General features: G+C 68.0%; 11 protein-coding genes. 3 read left to right on the top strand and 8 right to left on the bottom strand.

From position 1 onward, the window contains the following. Nucleotides 1–76: 76 nt before the first annotated feature. Together ACX9OW_RS10440 and ACX9OW_RS10435 are read right to left on the bottom strand one after the other, a co-directional pair. The gene (locus ACX9OW_RS10440; protein ID WP_459062240.1) at nt 77–1072 is read right to left on the bottom strand and encodes an alpha/beta fold hydrolase; all 996 of its coding nucleotides are present in this window, start codon (nt 1070–1072) and stop codon (nt 77–79) included. Nucleotides 1073–1146: 74 nt separating this feature from the next. After that, nucleotides 1147–2529 (bottom strand): L-serine ammonia-lyase, encoded by a 1383-nt coding sequence (locus ACX9OW_RS10435; protein WP_074899552.1) that lies wholly within the window; start codon nt 2527–2529, stop codon nt 1147–1149. Nucleotides 2530–2670: 141 nt separating this feature from the next. Here ACX9OW_RS10435 and ACX9OW_RS10430 point away from each other — a divergent pair, with 141 nt between their 5' ends. Continuing rightward, nucleotides 2671–2856, top strand: a complete 186-nt coding sequence (locus ACX9OW_RS10430) for a thioredoxin domain-containing protein (protein WP_053519891.1) — start codon at nt 2671–2673, stop codon at nt 2854–2856. Nucleotides 2857–2925: 69 nt separating this feature from the next. Here ACX9OW_RS10430 and ACX9OW_RS10425 read toward each other — a convergent pair whose 3' ends face one another. From ACX9OW_RS10425 to ACX9OW_RS10415, 3 genes are read right to left on the bottom strand one after another with little or no spacing between them, the layout of a single operon-like run. Then, nucleotides 2926–3498 (bottom strand): YceI family protein, encoded by a 573-nt coding sequence (locus ACX9OW_RS10425; RefSeq protein WP_459062239.1) that lies wholly within the window; start codon nt 3496–3498, stop codon nt 2926–2928. A 3-nt stretch (nt 3499–3501) separates the two neighbouring features. Further along, nucleotides 3502–4074, bottom strand: a complete 573-nt coding sequence (locus ACX9OW_RS10420; RefSeq protein ID WP_053519880.1) for a cytochrome b — start codon at nt 4072–4074, stop codon at nt 3502–3504. Then, nucleotides 4071–4715: a YceI family protein gene (locus ACX9OW_RS10415; RefSeq protein ID WP_065174806.1), complete on the bottom strand. Its 645-nt coding sequence runs from the start codon at nt 4713–4715 to the stop codon at nt 4071–4073. The genes ACX9OW_RS10420 and ACX9OW_RS10415 overlap by 4 nt, the downstream gene beginning before the upstream one ends. Nucleotides 4716–4879: 164 nt before the next feature. On the opposite strand from ACX9OW_RS10415, the gene ACX9OW_RS10410 reads away from it, so the two are divergent. Together ACX9OW_RS10410 and ACX9OW_RS10405 are read left to right on the top strand one after the other, a co-directional pair. Beyond that, nucleotides 4880–8428 carry a sensor histidine kinase gene (locus tag ACX9OW_RS10410; RefSeq protein WP_253118630.1) on the top strand — a complete coding sequence of 1183 codons (3549 nt, stop codon included), beginning with the start codon at nt 4880–4882 and terminating at the stop codon, nt 8426–8428. 97 nt (nt 8429–8525) lie between these two features. After that, nucleotides 8526–12056, top strand: coding sequence for a hybrid sensor histidine kinase/response regulator (locus ACX9OW_RS10405; protein WP_193396754.1), 3531 nt, complete (start codon nt 8526–8528; stop codon nt 12054–12056). A gap of 21 nt (nt 12057–12077) precedes the next feature. On the opposite strand, the gene mdtD is transcribed toward ACX9OW_RS10405, so the two are convergent. The 3 genes from mdtD to ACX9OW_RS10390 all read right to left on the bottom strand — a co-directional run bounded on the left by mdtD (nt 12078) and on the right by ACX9OW_RS10390 (nt 14928). After that, the gene (mdtD, locus tag ACX9OW_RS10400) at nt 12078–13487 is read right to left on the bottom strand and encodes a multidrug transporter subunit MdtD (RefSeq protein WP_253118631.1); all 1410 of its coding nucleotides are present in this window, start codon (nt 13485–13487) and stop codon (nt 12078–12080) included. 91 nt (nt 13488–13578) lie between these two features. Further along, nucleotides 13579–14652, bottom strand: coding sequence for a uroporphyrinogen decarboxylase (gene hemE / locus ACX9OW_RS10395; protein ID WP_065182628.1), 1074 nt, complete (start codon nt 14650–14652; stop codon nt 13579–13581). Between the two features lie 36 nt (nt 14653–14688). Continuing rightward, on the bottom strand, nt 14689–14928 hold the full coding sequence (locus ACX9OW_RS10390) for a WGR domain-containing protein (RefSeq protein ID WP_053518663.1): 240 nt from the start codon (nt 14926–14928) through the stop codon (nt 14689–14691). Between the last annotated feature and the right edge of the window lie 116 nt (nt 14929–15044).

Here is a 15044-nt window from a genome sequence, read left to right as displayed (position 1 = left end):
GCTGCGCCCGCCGGGCATGGCCCGGTGTTATCCGCACCGCTGCGCTCGCCGGGCCATGCCCGGCGGATCCGCAGTTTCAGCGCCCTTTCAACACCTTCAGCAGCGCGGCATTGAACTGCCTGGGGTCCTGTACCTGCGGCGAATGGCCCAGTTCGGCGAATTCGACCAGCGTCGCGCCGGCAATCGCCGCAGCGGCCGATTTGCCCAGCGCCGGATAGTTGCCCAGCCGTGCCTTCACTTCCGCCGGCGCCAGGTCACGACCGATCGCGGTGCGGTCCTTCTGGCCGATGAACAGCGCGGTCGGCACCTTCAGATTCTTCAGCTCGTACACCACCGGCTGGTTGAACACCATGTCCGAGGCAAGCGCCTGGCTCCAGGCCACTGCCTGCCTGCCGTCGCCCTCGTACATGCCCGCTTGCATGCGTGCCCAGGTTTCATAGGCAGGCTTCCAGGTGCCGTCGTAGTACACGTCCAGCTGGTAGCGGCGGATGCTCTCGTAACTGGTTTTCAGCTCGCCGGCATACCAGGCATCGACGCTTCGCCACGGCACGCCCAGCGCCTTCCAGTCCTCCAGGCCGATCGGATTGACCAGCGACAGGCTGCGCAGGTCCTGCGGATAGGTCAGTGCATAGCGCACCGCCAGCATGCCCCCCATCGAATGGCCGACCAGATGCACGGGCAGGCCGCCGAGCTGCAGCTGCTGCAGCAGTGCATGGGTGTTGGCGGCGAGCTGGCCGAATGAATACTGGTAGCGCTCGGGCTTGCTGGATTTGCAGAAGCCGACCTGGTCAGGTGCGATCACGCGGTAACCGGCGACGAGCAGGGGAGGGATGGTTTCCTTCCAGGTCGCCGCGCAGAAATTCTTGCCATGCAGGAGCACCACCACGCCGATCGGCGCGGTCGTCGGCGCGATGTCCAGATAGGCCATCTGCAGCGGTTGCTGCTGCGATTCCAGGGTGAAGGTCTGTACCGGATGGCCGTAATCGAAGCCCTCCAGCCGCGGCCCATAGGCGGGAGCGGCAGCGGCGGTGAGGGGCAGGCAGGCCAGCAATGCGGCGGCGATCACGCGCATGGGACATTCCGTGACAGGGGATGCCCGAGCCTAACCGGAATGCGGTGACGGTGTCGTCCGGCAGATGCCCGTCATCAGCACTCGATGACATTCACCGCGAGGCCGCCGCGGCTGGTTTCCTTGTACTTGTCCTGCATGTCGCGGCCGGTGTCGCGCATGGTCTTGATGACCTTGTCCAGCGACACCTTGTGCTTGCCATCGCCGCGCATTGCCATGCGCGAGGCGTTGATCGCCTTCACCGCACCCATCGCGTTGCGCTCGATGCAGGGAATCTGCACCAGCCCACCGATCGGGTCGCAGGTCAGGCCGAGGTTGTGTTCCATGCCGATTTCCGCGGCATTCTCGATCTGGCTTGGATTGCCACCCAGCGCCGCGACCAGGCCGCCGGCCGCCATCGAGCAGGCCACGCCCACTTCGCCCTGGCAGCCTACTTCGGCACCGGAAATCGAGGCATTCTCCTTGTAGAGGATGCCGATCGCGGCCGAGGTCAGCAGGAAGTCGAACACACGCTGCTCGTTCGCACCCGGGCAGAACCGGTCGAAGTAATGCAGCACCGCGGGCAGCACGCCGGCCGCACCGTTGGTCGGCGCGGTCACCACGCGGCCACCGGCGGCGTTTTCCTCGTTCACGGCCAGCGCGTACAGATTGACCCAGTCCAGCGTGGTCAGCGGATCGCGCATCGCCGCTTCCGGCTTCGACGACAGCTCGCGGTACAGCGCCGGCGCGCGACGGCCGACCTTCAGGCCGCCCGGCAGCACGCCTTCCTCGCGGATGCCGCGCGTCACGCACGACTGCATCGCGCTCCAGATCTCGCGCAGCTGGGCGCGGATCTCGTCCTCGCTGCGCCAGCACTTCTCGTTCTCGAACATCAGCTGCGCGATGCTCAGGCCGCTGCGTGCGGTCTGTGCGAGCAGTTCGTCGCCGCTCTTGAACGGATAGGGCAGCGGGGTTTCGTCGGGCACGATGCGGTCATCGGCCGCGTCGTCCTGGTTGACCACGAAGCCACCGCCAACGGAGTAGTAGTCGCGCGTGGCGATCACTTCATCGTCGGCGTTGTACGCGGTGAAGCGCATGCCGTTGGTGTGGTACGGCAGCTTCTGCCGCTTGTTCATGCCGAGGTCGCGCTTCTCGTCGAAGGCGATCTCATGCTGGCCCATCAGCTGGATGCGCTTGCTGCTGCGGATGCGTTCCAGCGTGGACGGAATGATGTCCGGATCGATCAGGTTGGGGCGCTGGCCTTCCAGGCCAAGCAGGATCGCCTTGTCGGTGCCATGGCCGCGACCGGTCAGCGCCAGCGAACCGTAGACGTCGGCGCGGATGCGTGCGACCTCGTGCAGGCGGCCGGGGTCGAGCAGCCAGCGATGGATGAACCGCTCGGCGGCCTTCATCGGTCCGACGGTGTGGGAAGAGCTCGGGCCAATGCCGATCTTGAAGACGTCGAACGTGCTGACAGCCATGGATGCCAAACTGCGGGTACCGGACAAGCGGCTATTCTAGCGGCTTGCCGGGCCCTCCGATGGCTGCGGCGCAGCATTTCCGCCAAGCGAGGCAAGCCGGTGTTGACCCTGTTCCAGCGTGACGACTGCCACCTGTGCGATATGGCCCTGGCCGAACTGGCCAAGGCACGCGCGCCCGAGTTCGAATCGGTGTTCCTGGATGACCATCCAGCGCTGGAGGCGCACTACGGCGCGCGGGTACCGGTGCTGCGCGACGAGGCGGGCGGCCGCGAACTGGACTGGCCCTTCGATGCGGCGCGGGTGCGGGCCTGGCTGGCTGCGGGGTGAAGCCGCCGGGCATGGCCCGGCGCCACCCTGTATCACCGTTCCAAGGTGGAGCCGGGCATGGCCCGTGGCTTACTTCGCGTCGAACTTCACGATCGTGCTGATCGCGGTTTCGTCGGGGATGGTCTTGGTGTCGGCCCAATCGCCGGCGCCGACGCTGAAGTCCAGGCGCTTGACGGTGGCCTTGCCGGTCAGCACCGGCTGCGTGCCCGGCTTCCAGGTGAAGGTGAGCGTCACCGGCTTGCTGACACCACGCAGCTCGAGCGTGCCATCGGCGGCGAACTGGTCATTGCCGATGGCGCGGAAGCCCTTCGCGGTGTAACGCGCGGTGGCGAACTTGCCGACATTGAAGAAGTCCGCGCTCTGCAGCGTCGAGTCACGATCGCTGTTGCCGCTCCTGGCGCCGGCCAGCGGAATCACGACGTCGAGTGAGCCGGCCGCCGGATTGGCGGGATCGAAGCTGAGCTTGGTGGCGAAGCCCGGGAAGCTACCGGTGAACACTTCGCCGTCGTACTTGCTGGCAAATACCAGGATCGAGCCCGCGCTGGGAGCCTGTGCATAGTCCGCGGCCAACGCCGGGGCAGTGGCCAGCATGCCGGCCAGGGCAGCGGCCACGGCCGCCGGGGTGGTCAGTTTCAGATTCATCGGTCAGTCCTTCTGGGGAGAGGCAAGCCAGCCACGCGGCAGCATGCGGCTCAACGTCGCGTCGCGCTGGAACAGGTGGTGGTAAAGGGCAGCGCCGGCATGGGCCAGCACCACAGCGATCAGCAGCCAGAAGCCGTACTCATGGATCGCATGCGACACGGCGACGACCTGCGGATCCGGTCCGCTGAGCTTGGGCACATCGACCAGGCCGAACCAGCGGAAGGGCCGCAGCCCGCTGGCAGAGTCGTACAGCCAGCCCGAAAGCGGAATGGCGAACATCAGCACGTACAGCAGCACGTGGGTAGCGCTGGCGATGCGCTCCTGCCAGCTGGGCACACCCGGCACCGGCTTGGGCGCACCGGCGTAGAGGCGCCAGACCAGGCGCAGCAGCACCAGGGCCAGCACGGTGATGCCGATCGACTTGTGCGCGGTGTAGACCCAGAAGTATTTGGGCGTCCTGGGCAGTTCGCCCATGGTCAGGCCGACCACGCCAAGGGCGAGGATCAGTAGTGCGATCAACCAGTGCAGGGTCTGGCTGACACTGCCCCAGGCGGCAGGGGAGTTCTTGGCGGTCATGCGGGGTCCTTGGGGGCCGTCTTGCTGTCGGAGTGGGGAACCGGGGCAGGAGTTCCCGGCCTGTCGCTGCGGTCGAGGAAGGCCTCGGCCTCGATCCGTACCTGTACTGCGTCGCCGATCACCCCGGGCCAGGCGGTGATGCCGAACGCGCGGCGGCTCAACGTGGTGCTGGCGGAAAAACCGGCGGTGCGGCGGAACGGCGGCAACGGATAGCGTTTGATGGCATTGAGGGTCACATCCAGCGCGACCTCCTGGCTGACCCCGCGCAGGGTCAGCGTGCCGAACACACGGGCGTGGTTGGCATCGATCGGTTCGACCCGCGACGATACGAACCGGGCGCTGGGAAACCGCTCGCCATCAAGCAGGCTGCGGGCCAGCGTGGCCTGGTTCCATTTGGCATCTCCCAGATCCAGCCGGGCGACCGGCACATCGACCTGCAGGGTTGCCTCGCGCCAGTTGTCGGGATCGAACTGAAGGTGGCCCTCACTGCCCGATACCGTCCCCATGGCCTGCGAGTAGCCGGCATGATCGATCATGAACAGCACCCGCGTGTGCACCGGATCCAGCCGGTAGGTATCGAGCTGTGCCCAGGCGGGCGCAGCGGCGAGCAGCAACGGCAGCAGGAGCAGGCGGGGTCGCATCGATGGCGGGCTCCGGGAGGGGACGCTGCGATCATACGCACAGCCCCCTGACAACGCTGCGTGCATGGCTGCAACAGTTCGTGGTGGCGGTGCCACTGGAAACGGGCTGTTGCAGTCGTGAAGCCTGGGCTGTGTGACAATCGCGGCTGGATCGGGGGTTCAGGATGACGAGTGGCTGGCGTCTGTGGTGCCGAGGCATCGCAGTAACGGGTCTGCTGCTGTTGGCAAGCGCCACGGTGGCCGCGACTCTGGACATGGCTGGGGAGACACCACGACTGCGCCGCTTCGGCGCCGCCGAGGGCTTGCCGTCGCGCATGGTCGTGGCCCTGGCCGAGGACCGCCAGGGGTACATCTGGGCGGCCACCGATGGTGGGCTGGCCCGCTATGACGGCACGACGCTGCGGGTCTGGCAGCATGAACCGGAGCGGCCGGGTTCGCTGCCGGGCAACGAGATCGAGACCCTGCTGGTGGATCCGCTGGACCGGGTGTGGGTCGGCATCAACGGCAAGGGCATCGCCCGGCTGGACGCGGATCGCGAGCGTTTCTCCAGCTTCGCCGCGGTGAACAATGAATGCCAGAGCCAGTTCTGGACACTGGCCTACGCGGGCGATGCGCTGTGGATCGGCACCAGCGGCCATGGCGTGTGCCGCTTCGGCGAGGATGGCAGCCTGCGCTTCTTCCAGCATGATCCGCAGCGCCCCGACGGCTTGCCCAGCAACACCATCTTCAGCAGCCTGGTGGACGCGCAGGGCCGCCTGTGGGTCGGTACCGAGGCCGGTGTCGCCCGCTGGAACGGCAACGGCTTCGAGGCCATCGCGCCGCGCGAGCTGGGCAGGGTCAGCGTGCTGCGTCTCAGCCGCGACCCCGATGGATCGATCTGGGTCGGCAGCCAGAACGAAGGCCTGTTCCGCATCGATGCCCAGGACCGCGTCAGCCGTCCACGCTGGTCCGGCAGTGATCGCTTTCGCTCGGCACTGGTGCTGGCGGATCGGCAGGGAGGCTACTGGGCAGGTACCTCAGATGGGCTGCTGCGCGGTGATGCGCAGACACTGTGGCGCCTGGAGGGCGATCGCGGCAGCGGCTTCCTGACCGCCCACAGCGGCGTGCTCGATCTGCTGCAGGACCACGAAGGCGGGGTCTGGGTGGCCCTGCTGAGCCAGGGGTTGGCCTATCTGCCGCCGGACTGGCGCCGCTTCTCCACCTGGAACCAGCTCGACGGCAAACCGCTGGACAGCCAGTACCTGCTCAGCGCGGCCACCGATGGCCGGAATTACTACGTGAGTTCGGCACACGGCGTGTACCGGATCGATGCGCAGGGCGTGCTGAGTCTGCTTGCCAGTGATCGCGAGCTGGGCAGTGGCGCGGTCTGGTCGGTATTGCCGCGGCCGGACGGCCGCCTCTGGCTGGGCCGCGCCGGGCGCATCACCGTCTATGACCCGGCCACCCGCGCAACCCGGGAGTGGCGCATCGACGGCGGCTCCGACCTGCGCCAGCGCATCGACCTGATGCGGCAGGCGCCGGATGGCACCGCCTGGGTGTCGGTGATGAACGTCGGCGTGCAGCAGCGTCTGGACGATGGCCGGGTGCTGCGCAGCTTCCCCGTCGAGGGATTCCGCGGCCTGGGCGATGCGCCGATCGAGCAGATTCGATTCGATCCGCGCGGGCAGGCCTGGGTGATGGGGGACATGGGCCTCTGGCGCCAGCAGGGTGAGCGCTTCGAGGCGGTTCCTGGCGTCTCGCGGGGATCGATCTACGACCTGGTGTGGATCGATCCGCAGCAGCTGTGGCTCGCCCGCCAGGGCGCCTTCGAGCGCTACCAGTGGGACGGCATGAGCCTGCGCCTGGTGCAGCGCGTCGATGCTGCCGCCGGCGTGCCACCTCTGAGCATGGGTGGGCTGGCCTTGGCCGACGATGGCCGCCTGTGGGCCACCACGCCGCGCGGTCTGCTGCGCTGGGATCCGAAAACGAAGCGGCTGAGGCAGTTCACCGAGCGCGACGGACTGCCCGATGCCGAATTCACCGGCCGACCGCCTGCGGTGAACGCCGATGGCCGCGTGCTCGCGGTGACCCAGACCGGCGCGGTCGGTTTCGACGTCAATGCCGCCGACACCCCACTGCCATCCTCCGCGCTGGTGATCGCGCAGGTGCGCGTACGTCGCGACGATGCGCGCGGCTGGCAACCCCTGCCGACCACCGGGGTGCTGCTGCTGGGTCCGGATGACCGTGATCTGCAGATCGACGCGCGGCTGCTCTCGTACGGCAACCCGCAGGGCAACCGCTATCGGTTCCGGGTGCAGGGCTATGACCAGAACTGGGTGGAGCAGGGCGGCGATGGCCAGCGCACGCTGTCGCGCCTCGCGCCCGGTGCCTACGTGATCGAAGTGCAGGCGGCCACCGACAGTGGTCCGTGGACGCCGTCGCAGCAACTGCAGGTGAAGGTATTGCCGCCCTGGTGGCGCAGCGGCATGGCGATCTTCGGCTACCTGCTGCTGGGCTCGTTGCTGCTGCTGGTGCTGGCATGGGCGATCCGCAGCCGTCTGAGAAGGCGCCAGCAGTGGCAGCTGACCGTGCACAAGCAGCAGCTCGCCGAGCAGGCCTCGCAGGCCAAGAGCCACTTCCTGGCCACGCTGGGTCATGAGGTGCGCACGCCGATGACCGGCGTACTGGGCATGAGCGAACTGCTGCTGGCCACATCACTGGATCCGGTACAGCGCAGCTATGCCGGATCGATCCAGCAGGCGGGCAGCCATCTGCTGCGTCTGGTCAACGATGCCCTGGACCTGGCCCGGATCGAAGCCGGGCGGCTGGAGCTGGACCTGCGTCCGTTCGATCTTGCCGCGCTGTTGGACCAGGTGCAGATGCTGATGCGGCCGATGGCGCAGCAGCGCCAGCTCGATTTTGTACGCGAGGATGCCTTGCCCGGCCCGATCAGCGTCAGTGGCGATGAAATGCGCATCCGCCAGATCCTGCTGAACCTGCTCGGCAATGCCATCAAGTTCACCGAGCGCGGCCAGGTCGGCCTGGGCGTGCGGCTGCAGGAGGATGGCGGCGGGGTGTGCTTCGAGGTGTTCGATACCGGCCCCGGCATCAATGCCGAACAGCAGCAGCGTCTGTTCCATCGCTTCGAGCAGGCCGATGGCCCGCGGACAGCATCGCGCTATGGCGGCAGCGGGCTGGGCCTGGCGATCTGCCAGGAACTGGCCGTGGCGATGGGTGGGCGCATCGATGTCGACAGCCAGCCGGGCAGGGGCGCACGGTTCCGCGTGCAGCTGCCGCTGCCGTGGACCCGCCAGGCTGCCCACAGTGGTTCCGACAGGGCGTCGCCACCGCCGCTGCCGCCGCTGCGCATCCTGCTGGTCGAAGATGACGCCACGGTAGCGGACGTCATCGCCGGCCTGCTGCGCGGTCGTGGCCACGACGTAGTGCACGTGCTGCACGGCCTGGGAGCCTTGTCGGAGATCGCGACCGAGGGGTTCGATGTCGGTCTGCTCGACCTGGATCTGCCGGCCCTGGACGGAACGGCGATCGCCCGTCAGCTGCGCGCCATGGGCTATGAGCTGCCACTGGTGGCGGTGACCGCGCGGTCCGATGCCTATGCGGAGGCGCAGGTGCTGGCCGCCGGTTTCGACGGCTTCCTGCGCAAGCCGGTCACGGGCGACATGCTGGTGGCGGCCATCGTGCAGGCTCGCAGCAAGCGCCAGGGTGAGGGCTGATTGCGCCGGCGCCGGGCGTGAACGGCGCGACTTTCGGTTTACCATGCCGACGCCCGCACGACGGGGCACCATCTGGGAACGCGTGAGGAGGCGATCAGTGGCGTATCTGCGGTCGGCGATGCTGCTGATGCTTCTGCTGTGCTGCCTGGCGCCCGCTGCCGCACAGCCGGTACCGCCCACGCCCCGGCAGGTGACGGTGTTCGATGGCCTGCCGTCCAACACCGTCAACCGCATGGCGGAGGACCGCTACGGCTACCTGTGGATCGCCACCAATGACGGGCTGGCACGATACGACGGCCGCAACTACCGGGTCTGGCGCTCCGAGGATGGCCTGCGCGACAACCGCATCTGGACCGTACTGGTCGATACCCGCAACCGCTTGTGGATCGGCACCGAGAATGCCGGCCTGGTAAGGATGTCGGCCGACCGCCGGCAGCTGCGGTTCTTCGACCGCAGCAGCCAGCCGCTGATGAGCACCAATACGATCTGGAGCCTGGCCGCCACCCCCGATGGCTCGATCTGGTTCGGTACCCACGAAGGCGGGCTGTACCGGGTGGATGGCAATGATCGCGTGCAGCGCTTCCTGCCCGAGGCGAACAATCCGCGCAGCCTGCCGGCCGCTGCGGTGCCCTATCTGGCCACGCTGCCCGACGGCAGCCTGTGGGTGGGCACCAAGCATGGCGTGGCGCGTTGGACCGGCAGCGATTTCGAGCGGGTCGGCGACGAGCAGGTGCCCGGCCAGCTGATCAACGGTTTGACCGCCGAACCTGACGGCAGCCTGTGGATCAGCACGCTGGCCGGCGCATTCGTGCGCCGGCCGGATGGTCGCTTCGAGCGGCAACCCTGGTCGGTGCCGGCCGGCGACGAGGTGCTGGGCATGATGCTGCGCGATGAGCAGGGGGGCTACTGGCTGGACACCCGCAGCGGACTCGGTCGCGCGGTCGATGGCCAGTACCAGACGGTGCCGCTGTACAGCGCGATCGCGCGCGGCCAGGTGCGGCCGAACTGGACCGGCGCCTACGAGGATCGCGAGGGCGGCATCTGGCTGGCCAGCACCAATGCCGGTCTCTGGCATTTGTTGCCACGGTGGTGGCAGTTCTCGGTGTTCTCGCGTCTGGAGGACGATGCATCGTCACTGCGCAACGCCTACGTACTCGGCACCAGTGCGTCCAGCAACGGAGGTGTCTGGACGGTCGGCAGCCACGGCGCGCTGGATCGCTTCAATCCCCGTACCGGCCGGATCGAGCAGTTCCGGCGCGGCGTCAATGGCATCCACTGGCTGACCTCGGTTCGCGAGGACCGCCATGGCCGGGTCTGGATCGGTTCGTCCGGAGCGCTGCTGCGCTATGACCCGGCACGCGACGAGCTGCGCCGCTGGGGACGCGACGCGCCTGCCGATGCCGCGATGGAGGGCGATGTCGACGCACTGATGATCTGCGACAGCAACAGCCTGTGGTTGATGATGCCCGCCGGCCTGCAGCAGCGCGATCTGGAAGGTCGGCTGCTGCTCGAACTGGACAATGGCCAGAACGGACTGCAGACCGGCCAGCTGAACCAGGATCTGGTATGCGGTCCGCAGAACCAGCTCTGGCTGGCCAGCAGCCGCGGGCTGCTGCAGTGGCAGCCTGAGCAGCAGCGCTTCCAGCCGGTGCCCGGCGCGCCGGCAACGGCACTGTACGCGGCGTATACCGGCAGCGACGGCCAGGTGTGGCTGTCCGAGGACGGCCGGTTGTCGCGCTATCGATGGAGCCAGGGGCGTCTGGAGCGGCAGGGGGTCATTGGTGCCGAACAGGGATATCCGGCGGTTTCCGCCACCGGTCTGGTGGTCGATGCGCAGGGTGTGGCCTGGGCCACCAGTGCACGCGGCCTGGTGCGGGTCGGCGCGGACGGCCAGAGCGTGCGCCTGTATGGCGTGCACGATGGCCTGCCCAGCCAGGAGTTCCGCGCGCATACCTTGATTGCGACGTCTTCGGGACGGCTGGTGGCAGGCACGCCGGCCGGCGTGGTGGTGTTCGATCCGGAACAGGTGCGGCCTTCGGTGCGCCGCGCACCGCTGGTGATCGAGCGGGTGGAGGTGCGCCGCAACGAGCAGGTGCTGGACCTGACCCACGACGCACCGTTGCTGATCGCCGACGGCGACCGCGATCTGCGCATCGTGGCGCGCCTGCTGTCCTTCGCCGATTCGGCCTCCAATTCGTATCGCTACCGCCTGGCTGGCTATGACCCGGACTGGGTCGAGGTCGGGCCCGCCGGTGAACGCCTGTTCTCGCGGCTGCCGCCGGGCAGCTATCGGCTGGAAGTGCAGGCGCGCTCGGCCGATCACGTCTGGTCGCGGGTGCAGACCCTGGAGTTCCGCGTGCAGCCGCCGTGGTGGCGCAGCCTGTCGGGCCTGCTGGTGCTGACGTCGATCGCGTTGCTGCTGACCAGCTGGTTTGCATGGCTGTACCGTCGCCGCCTGCAGCGTCGCCACGCCTACCAGCTGGCGTTGCACAAGCAGGAACTGGCCGAGCAGGCCTCGGCAGCCAAGACGCGCTTCCTGGCCAATCTGGGCCATGAGATCCGCACGCCGATGACCGGTGTGATGGGCATGAGCGAGCTGCTGTTGTCCTCGCCGCTGGATCCTCAGCAGCGCGGCTACACCCAGTCCATCCGCCAGGCGGGTGAGCATCTGCTGCATCTGGTCAACGATGCGCTGGACCTGGCGCGGATCGAATCCGGACGCCTGGAACTGCAGTCCCGGCCGTTCGCGCTCCATTGCCTGCTGCAGGACCTGGCCGCGCTGATGGGGCCGCTGGCCGCGCAGAAGGGACTGCGTTTCGTCCTGGACAATCGCTTGCCGCCCGGCCTGCAGGCCACCGGCGATGCGATCCGGGTGCGGCAGATCCTGCTGAACCTGCTGTCCAACGCGGTGAAGTTCACCAGCCGTGGCACCATCACCCTGCATGCCCGGTGCGATGAGGCGATGCGTGCACTCCAGTTCGAAGTGCGTGACACCGGGCCGGGCATCAGCCAGGAACAGCAGCTGCGCCTGTTCCGCCGGTTCGAGCAGGCTGACGGTGCACGTACCGCGGCGCAGTATGGTGGCAGTGGCCTGGGGCTGGCGATCTGCCGCGAGCTGGCGCAGGCGATGCAGGGCCGGATCCAGGTCGAAAGCCAGTTGGGGCGCGGAACCTGCTTTGGAGTGATGCTGCCCCTGCCGCTGGAAGTGGACGCCGACGCCGATGCGGACAGCGCCGCGCGGAGCGAGGATGCAGTAGCGAACATGCCCCCCCTGCGCGTGCTGCTGGTGGAGGATGACGCGACGGTGGCCGATGTCGTGCAGGGTCTTCTGAGTGCGCGCGGCCATGAGGTGGTGCATGCCGGGCATGCGTTGGCGGCGCTGCGCGAGATCAGCGGGAGTGATTTCGATGTGGCCCTGCTTGACCTGGACCTGCCGGGCCTCAGCGGCTTCGAGCTGGCCGAGCATCTGCGCAACCAGGGGTACACGCTGCCGTTGCTGGCGGTGACCGCGCGCACGGACCCGGACCTGCAGAAGCAGGTGGAAGCGGCCGGGATCGGCGGTTTCCTGCGCAAGCCGGTCACGGGCGAGCTGCTGGTGGAGGCCATCGCCAAGGTGTTGGGGCGCTGAGGCCGGGCACAGTCCGGCAGGCTACTCCGCGACGTGTTCGACCTGGCGGGGTTCGGGCTTGGTGTCCGGCAACTGCCAGAAGATCATCGTCGAAGTCAGTGTGATCGCGCCCACGCACAGGAACGTGGCGTGCAACGCCGCCGTTGCGCCGTGGCCCTCCAGGTGCGTGCCGAAGGCGGCCAGCAGGCTGCCCGCCGCCGCCGCGCCGAAGCCGGCAGCCAGCATCATCACCATCGACAGCAGACTGTTGCCCGAACTGGCGAACTCCCGATCCAGATCGCGCAGGGTCACGGTGTTCATCACGGTGAACTGCAGCGAATTGACCGCACCGAAGAAGGCCAGCTGCAGCAGGCGCCAGCCCAGGTGCTGGCCCGGCGTCATCAGGATGAAGCTGGCCATGGCCAGGCCCACCAGCACGGTGTTGGTCATCAGCACGCGCCGATAGCCGTAGCGTTCGACCAGCTTCACCGCCAGCCGCTTGGAGACCATGCCGGCCGCGGCCACCGGTACCATCATCAGTCCGGCGTTCATCGGTCCCAGGCCAAGGCCCACCTGCAGCAGCAGCGGAATCAGCATCGGCATGGCGCTGCTGCCGATGCGTGAGAACAGGTTGCCGAGGATGCCGATGCGATAGCTGGGCACACGGAACAGCGCCAGCGAGAACAACGGCGCGGTCGAGTTGGCCGCGTGCAGCCAATAGCCCACCAGTGCGGCCAGCCCCGCCACGGTCATCAGCATCACCAGCGCGTGCGGCGTACCCAGCCCGGAGATGCCGTCCAGCGCCAGCGACAGCACCACCATCGCAAAGGCCAGCATGATGTAGCCGCGCAGGTCGAAGCGGGTGCGGTGGCTGGCGTAATGGTCCGGCATCATCTTCATCGCAGCGATGAAGCCGATCACGCCGATCGGAAGGTTGATCAGGAACACCCAGTGCCAGGAGGCGATCTCGACCAGCCAGCCGCCCAGCGTCGGGCCGATCAAGGGGCCGATCAGGGCGGGGATGGCGATGAAGCTCATCGCACGCAGGAAGTCCTCGCGCGGCACCGAACGCATCACCGCCAGGCGGCCGACCGGCAGCAGCATCGCACCGCCGATGCCCTGCAGCACGCGGGCACCCACCAGCTGATGCAGGTGCTGGGCCAGCGCGCAGGCCAGCGAGCCGAGGGTGAACAGGATGATCGCCACCAGGAAGGTGCGCCGGGTGCCGTAGCGGTCGGCGATCCAGCCGGAGGCGGGAATGAACGTGGCGACCGCCAGTGCATAGCTGAACACCACCGACTGCATCTGCAGCGGACTCTCGCCCAGGCTGGCCGCCATCGCCGGCAGCGCCGTGTTGACGATGGTCGAGTCCAGCATCTGCATGAAGATCGCCAGGGACACCAGCCACAGCAGGGGGCGCTGGCGGTTGTAGGTCGATGGCGATGTGGACATGGGTTGTGGCCGGTGCAACGTGGGGGCGCCATGATCGCGCACTGCGGGTCACGGCGCGATCAACACCGCGCCGCAACCGCATGCGCACGGCTCAGCGCTGGCTGTGCGCGTGCACCGCGTCGACCAGTACCTGCACGTGGGCCGGGTCCATGTCCGGTGACATGCCATGGCCCAGGTTGAACACGTGGCCCTCGCGCGACCCGCCATTGCCGGCGGCGTAGGTATCGAGCACGCGCGCGGCAGCGGTGGCGATCGCATCGGGCGAAGCGTACAGCGTGGTGGGGTCGAGATTGCCCTGCAGGGCAACGCGACCACCGGTGCGGCGCAGCGCTTCGTCCAGGTCCAGCGTCCAGTCCAGGCCCAGTGCATCCGCACCGGTCTGCGACAGTGCTTCCAGGTGCAGGCCGGTGCCCTTGCCGAACAGGATCAGCGGCGTACGCTCGCTGCCTTCGCCACGGTCCAGGCCCTGGGCAATCCGCTGCAGGTAGCGCAGCGAGAATTCGCGGTACATCGCCGGCGACAGCACGCCGCCCCAGGTGTCGAAAACCTGCAGGGCCTGTGCGCCCGCGGCGCGTTGCGCGCCCAGGTAGGCGATGACCGCGTCGGTGGTGACCTCCAGCAGGCGGTGCAGGGCCTGCGGGTGGTTCAGCGCCATGGCCTTGATGCGCGAGAAATCCTTGCTGCCGCCGCCTTCCACCATGTAGCAGGCCAGTGTCCATGGGCTGCCGGAGAAACCGATCAGCGGCACCTGGCCATCCAGCTCGCGGCGGATCAGGCGCACCGCATCCATCACGTAGCCCAGGTCCTGCTCCATGTCCGGCACCGCCAGCCTGGCGATGGCGGCTTCGTCACGTACCGGGTGGCGGAACTTGGGGCCTTCGCCTTCGACGAAGTACAGCTCCAGCCCCATCGCGTCGGGGATGGTGAGGATGTCCGAGAACAGGATGGCGGCATCCAGTGGGAAACGCCGCAGCGGCTGCAGGGTGACTTCGCAGGCGATCTCCGGGTTCTTGGCCATCGCCAGGAAGCTGCCGGCCTTGGCCCGGGTCGCGCGGTACTCCGGCAGGTAGCGGCCGGCCTGGCGCATCAGCCAGACGGGCGTGCAATCCACCGGTTCGCGGCGCAGAGCGCGTAGCAGGCGATCGTTGCGGAGAGGGCTGGTCACGTTGAACGTTCCTTGGATCGAAGGTGGGCAGCGGCGTCAGTCGCCGTGCGAAAGGATCTGGAAGCCACGATGCAGTTCGGCATCGCGCGCCTTCTCGAAGGCGTGGCGGGCTTCGTCGGCCTGCAGGAACAGCTCGCGGCGCAGCTGCGAGCGGCCACCGACGCGGCCGCTTTCGCGCAGCAGCTCCCAGCCGCCGAAAAGATCCGGCTGCAGGCTCAGGCGCAGGAACCGCGGTGCCTGCGCACCGGCCTCGGGATGTTGCAGGTAGACATGCATGGCCCGATTGTAGCGGGGCCAGGGTGACCCCGGCCGCAACGCGGTAGCGCCGGGCCATGCCCGGCGGACGCTCAGGAAACCCCGGGTAGCGCCGGGCCATGCCCGGCGAACGCGGA

It is taken from the genome of Stenotrophomonas genospecies 5, assembly GCF_054473825.1.
The sequence above is the reverse complement of the archived record's forward strand: the minus strand, read 5'-3'. Positions and strand labels throughout refer to the sequence as shown.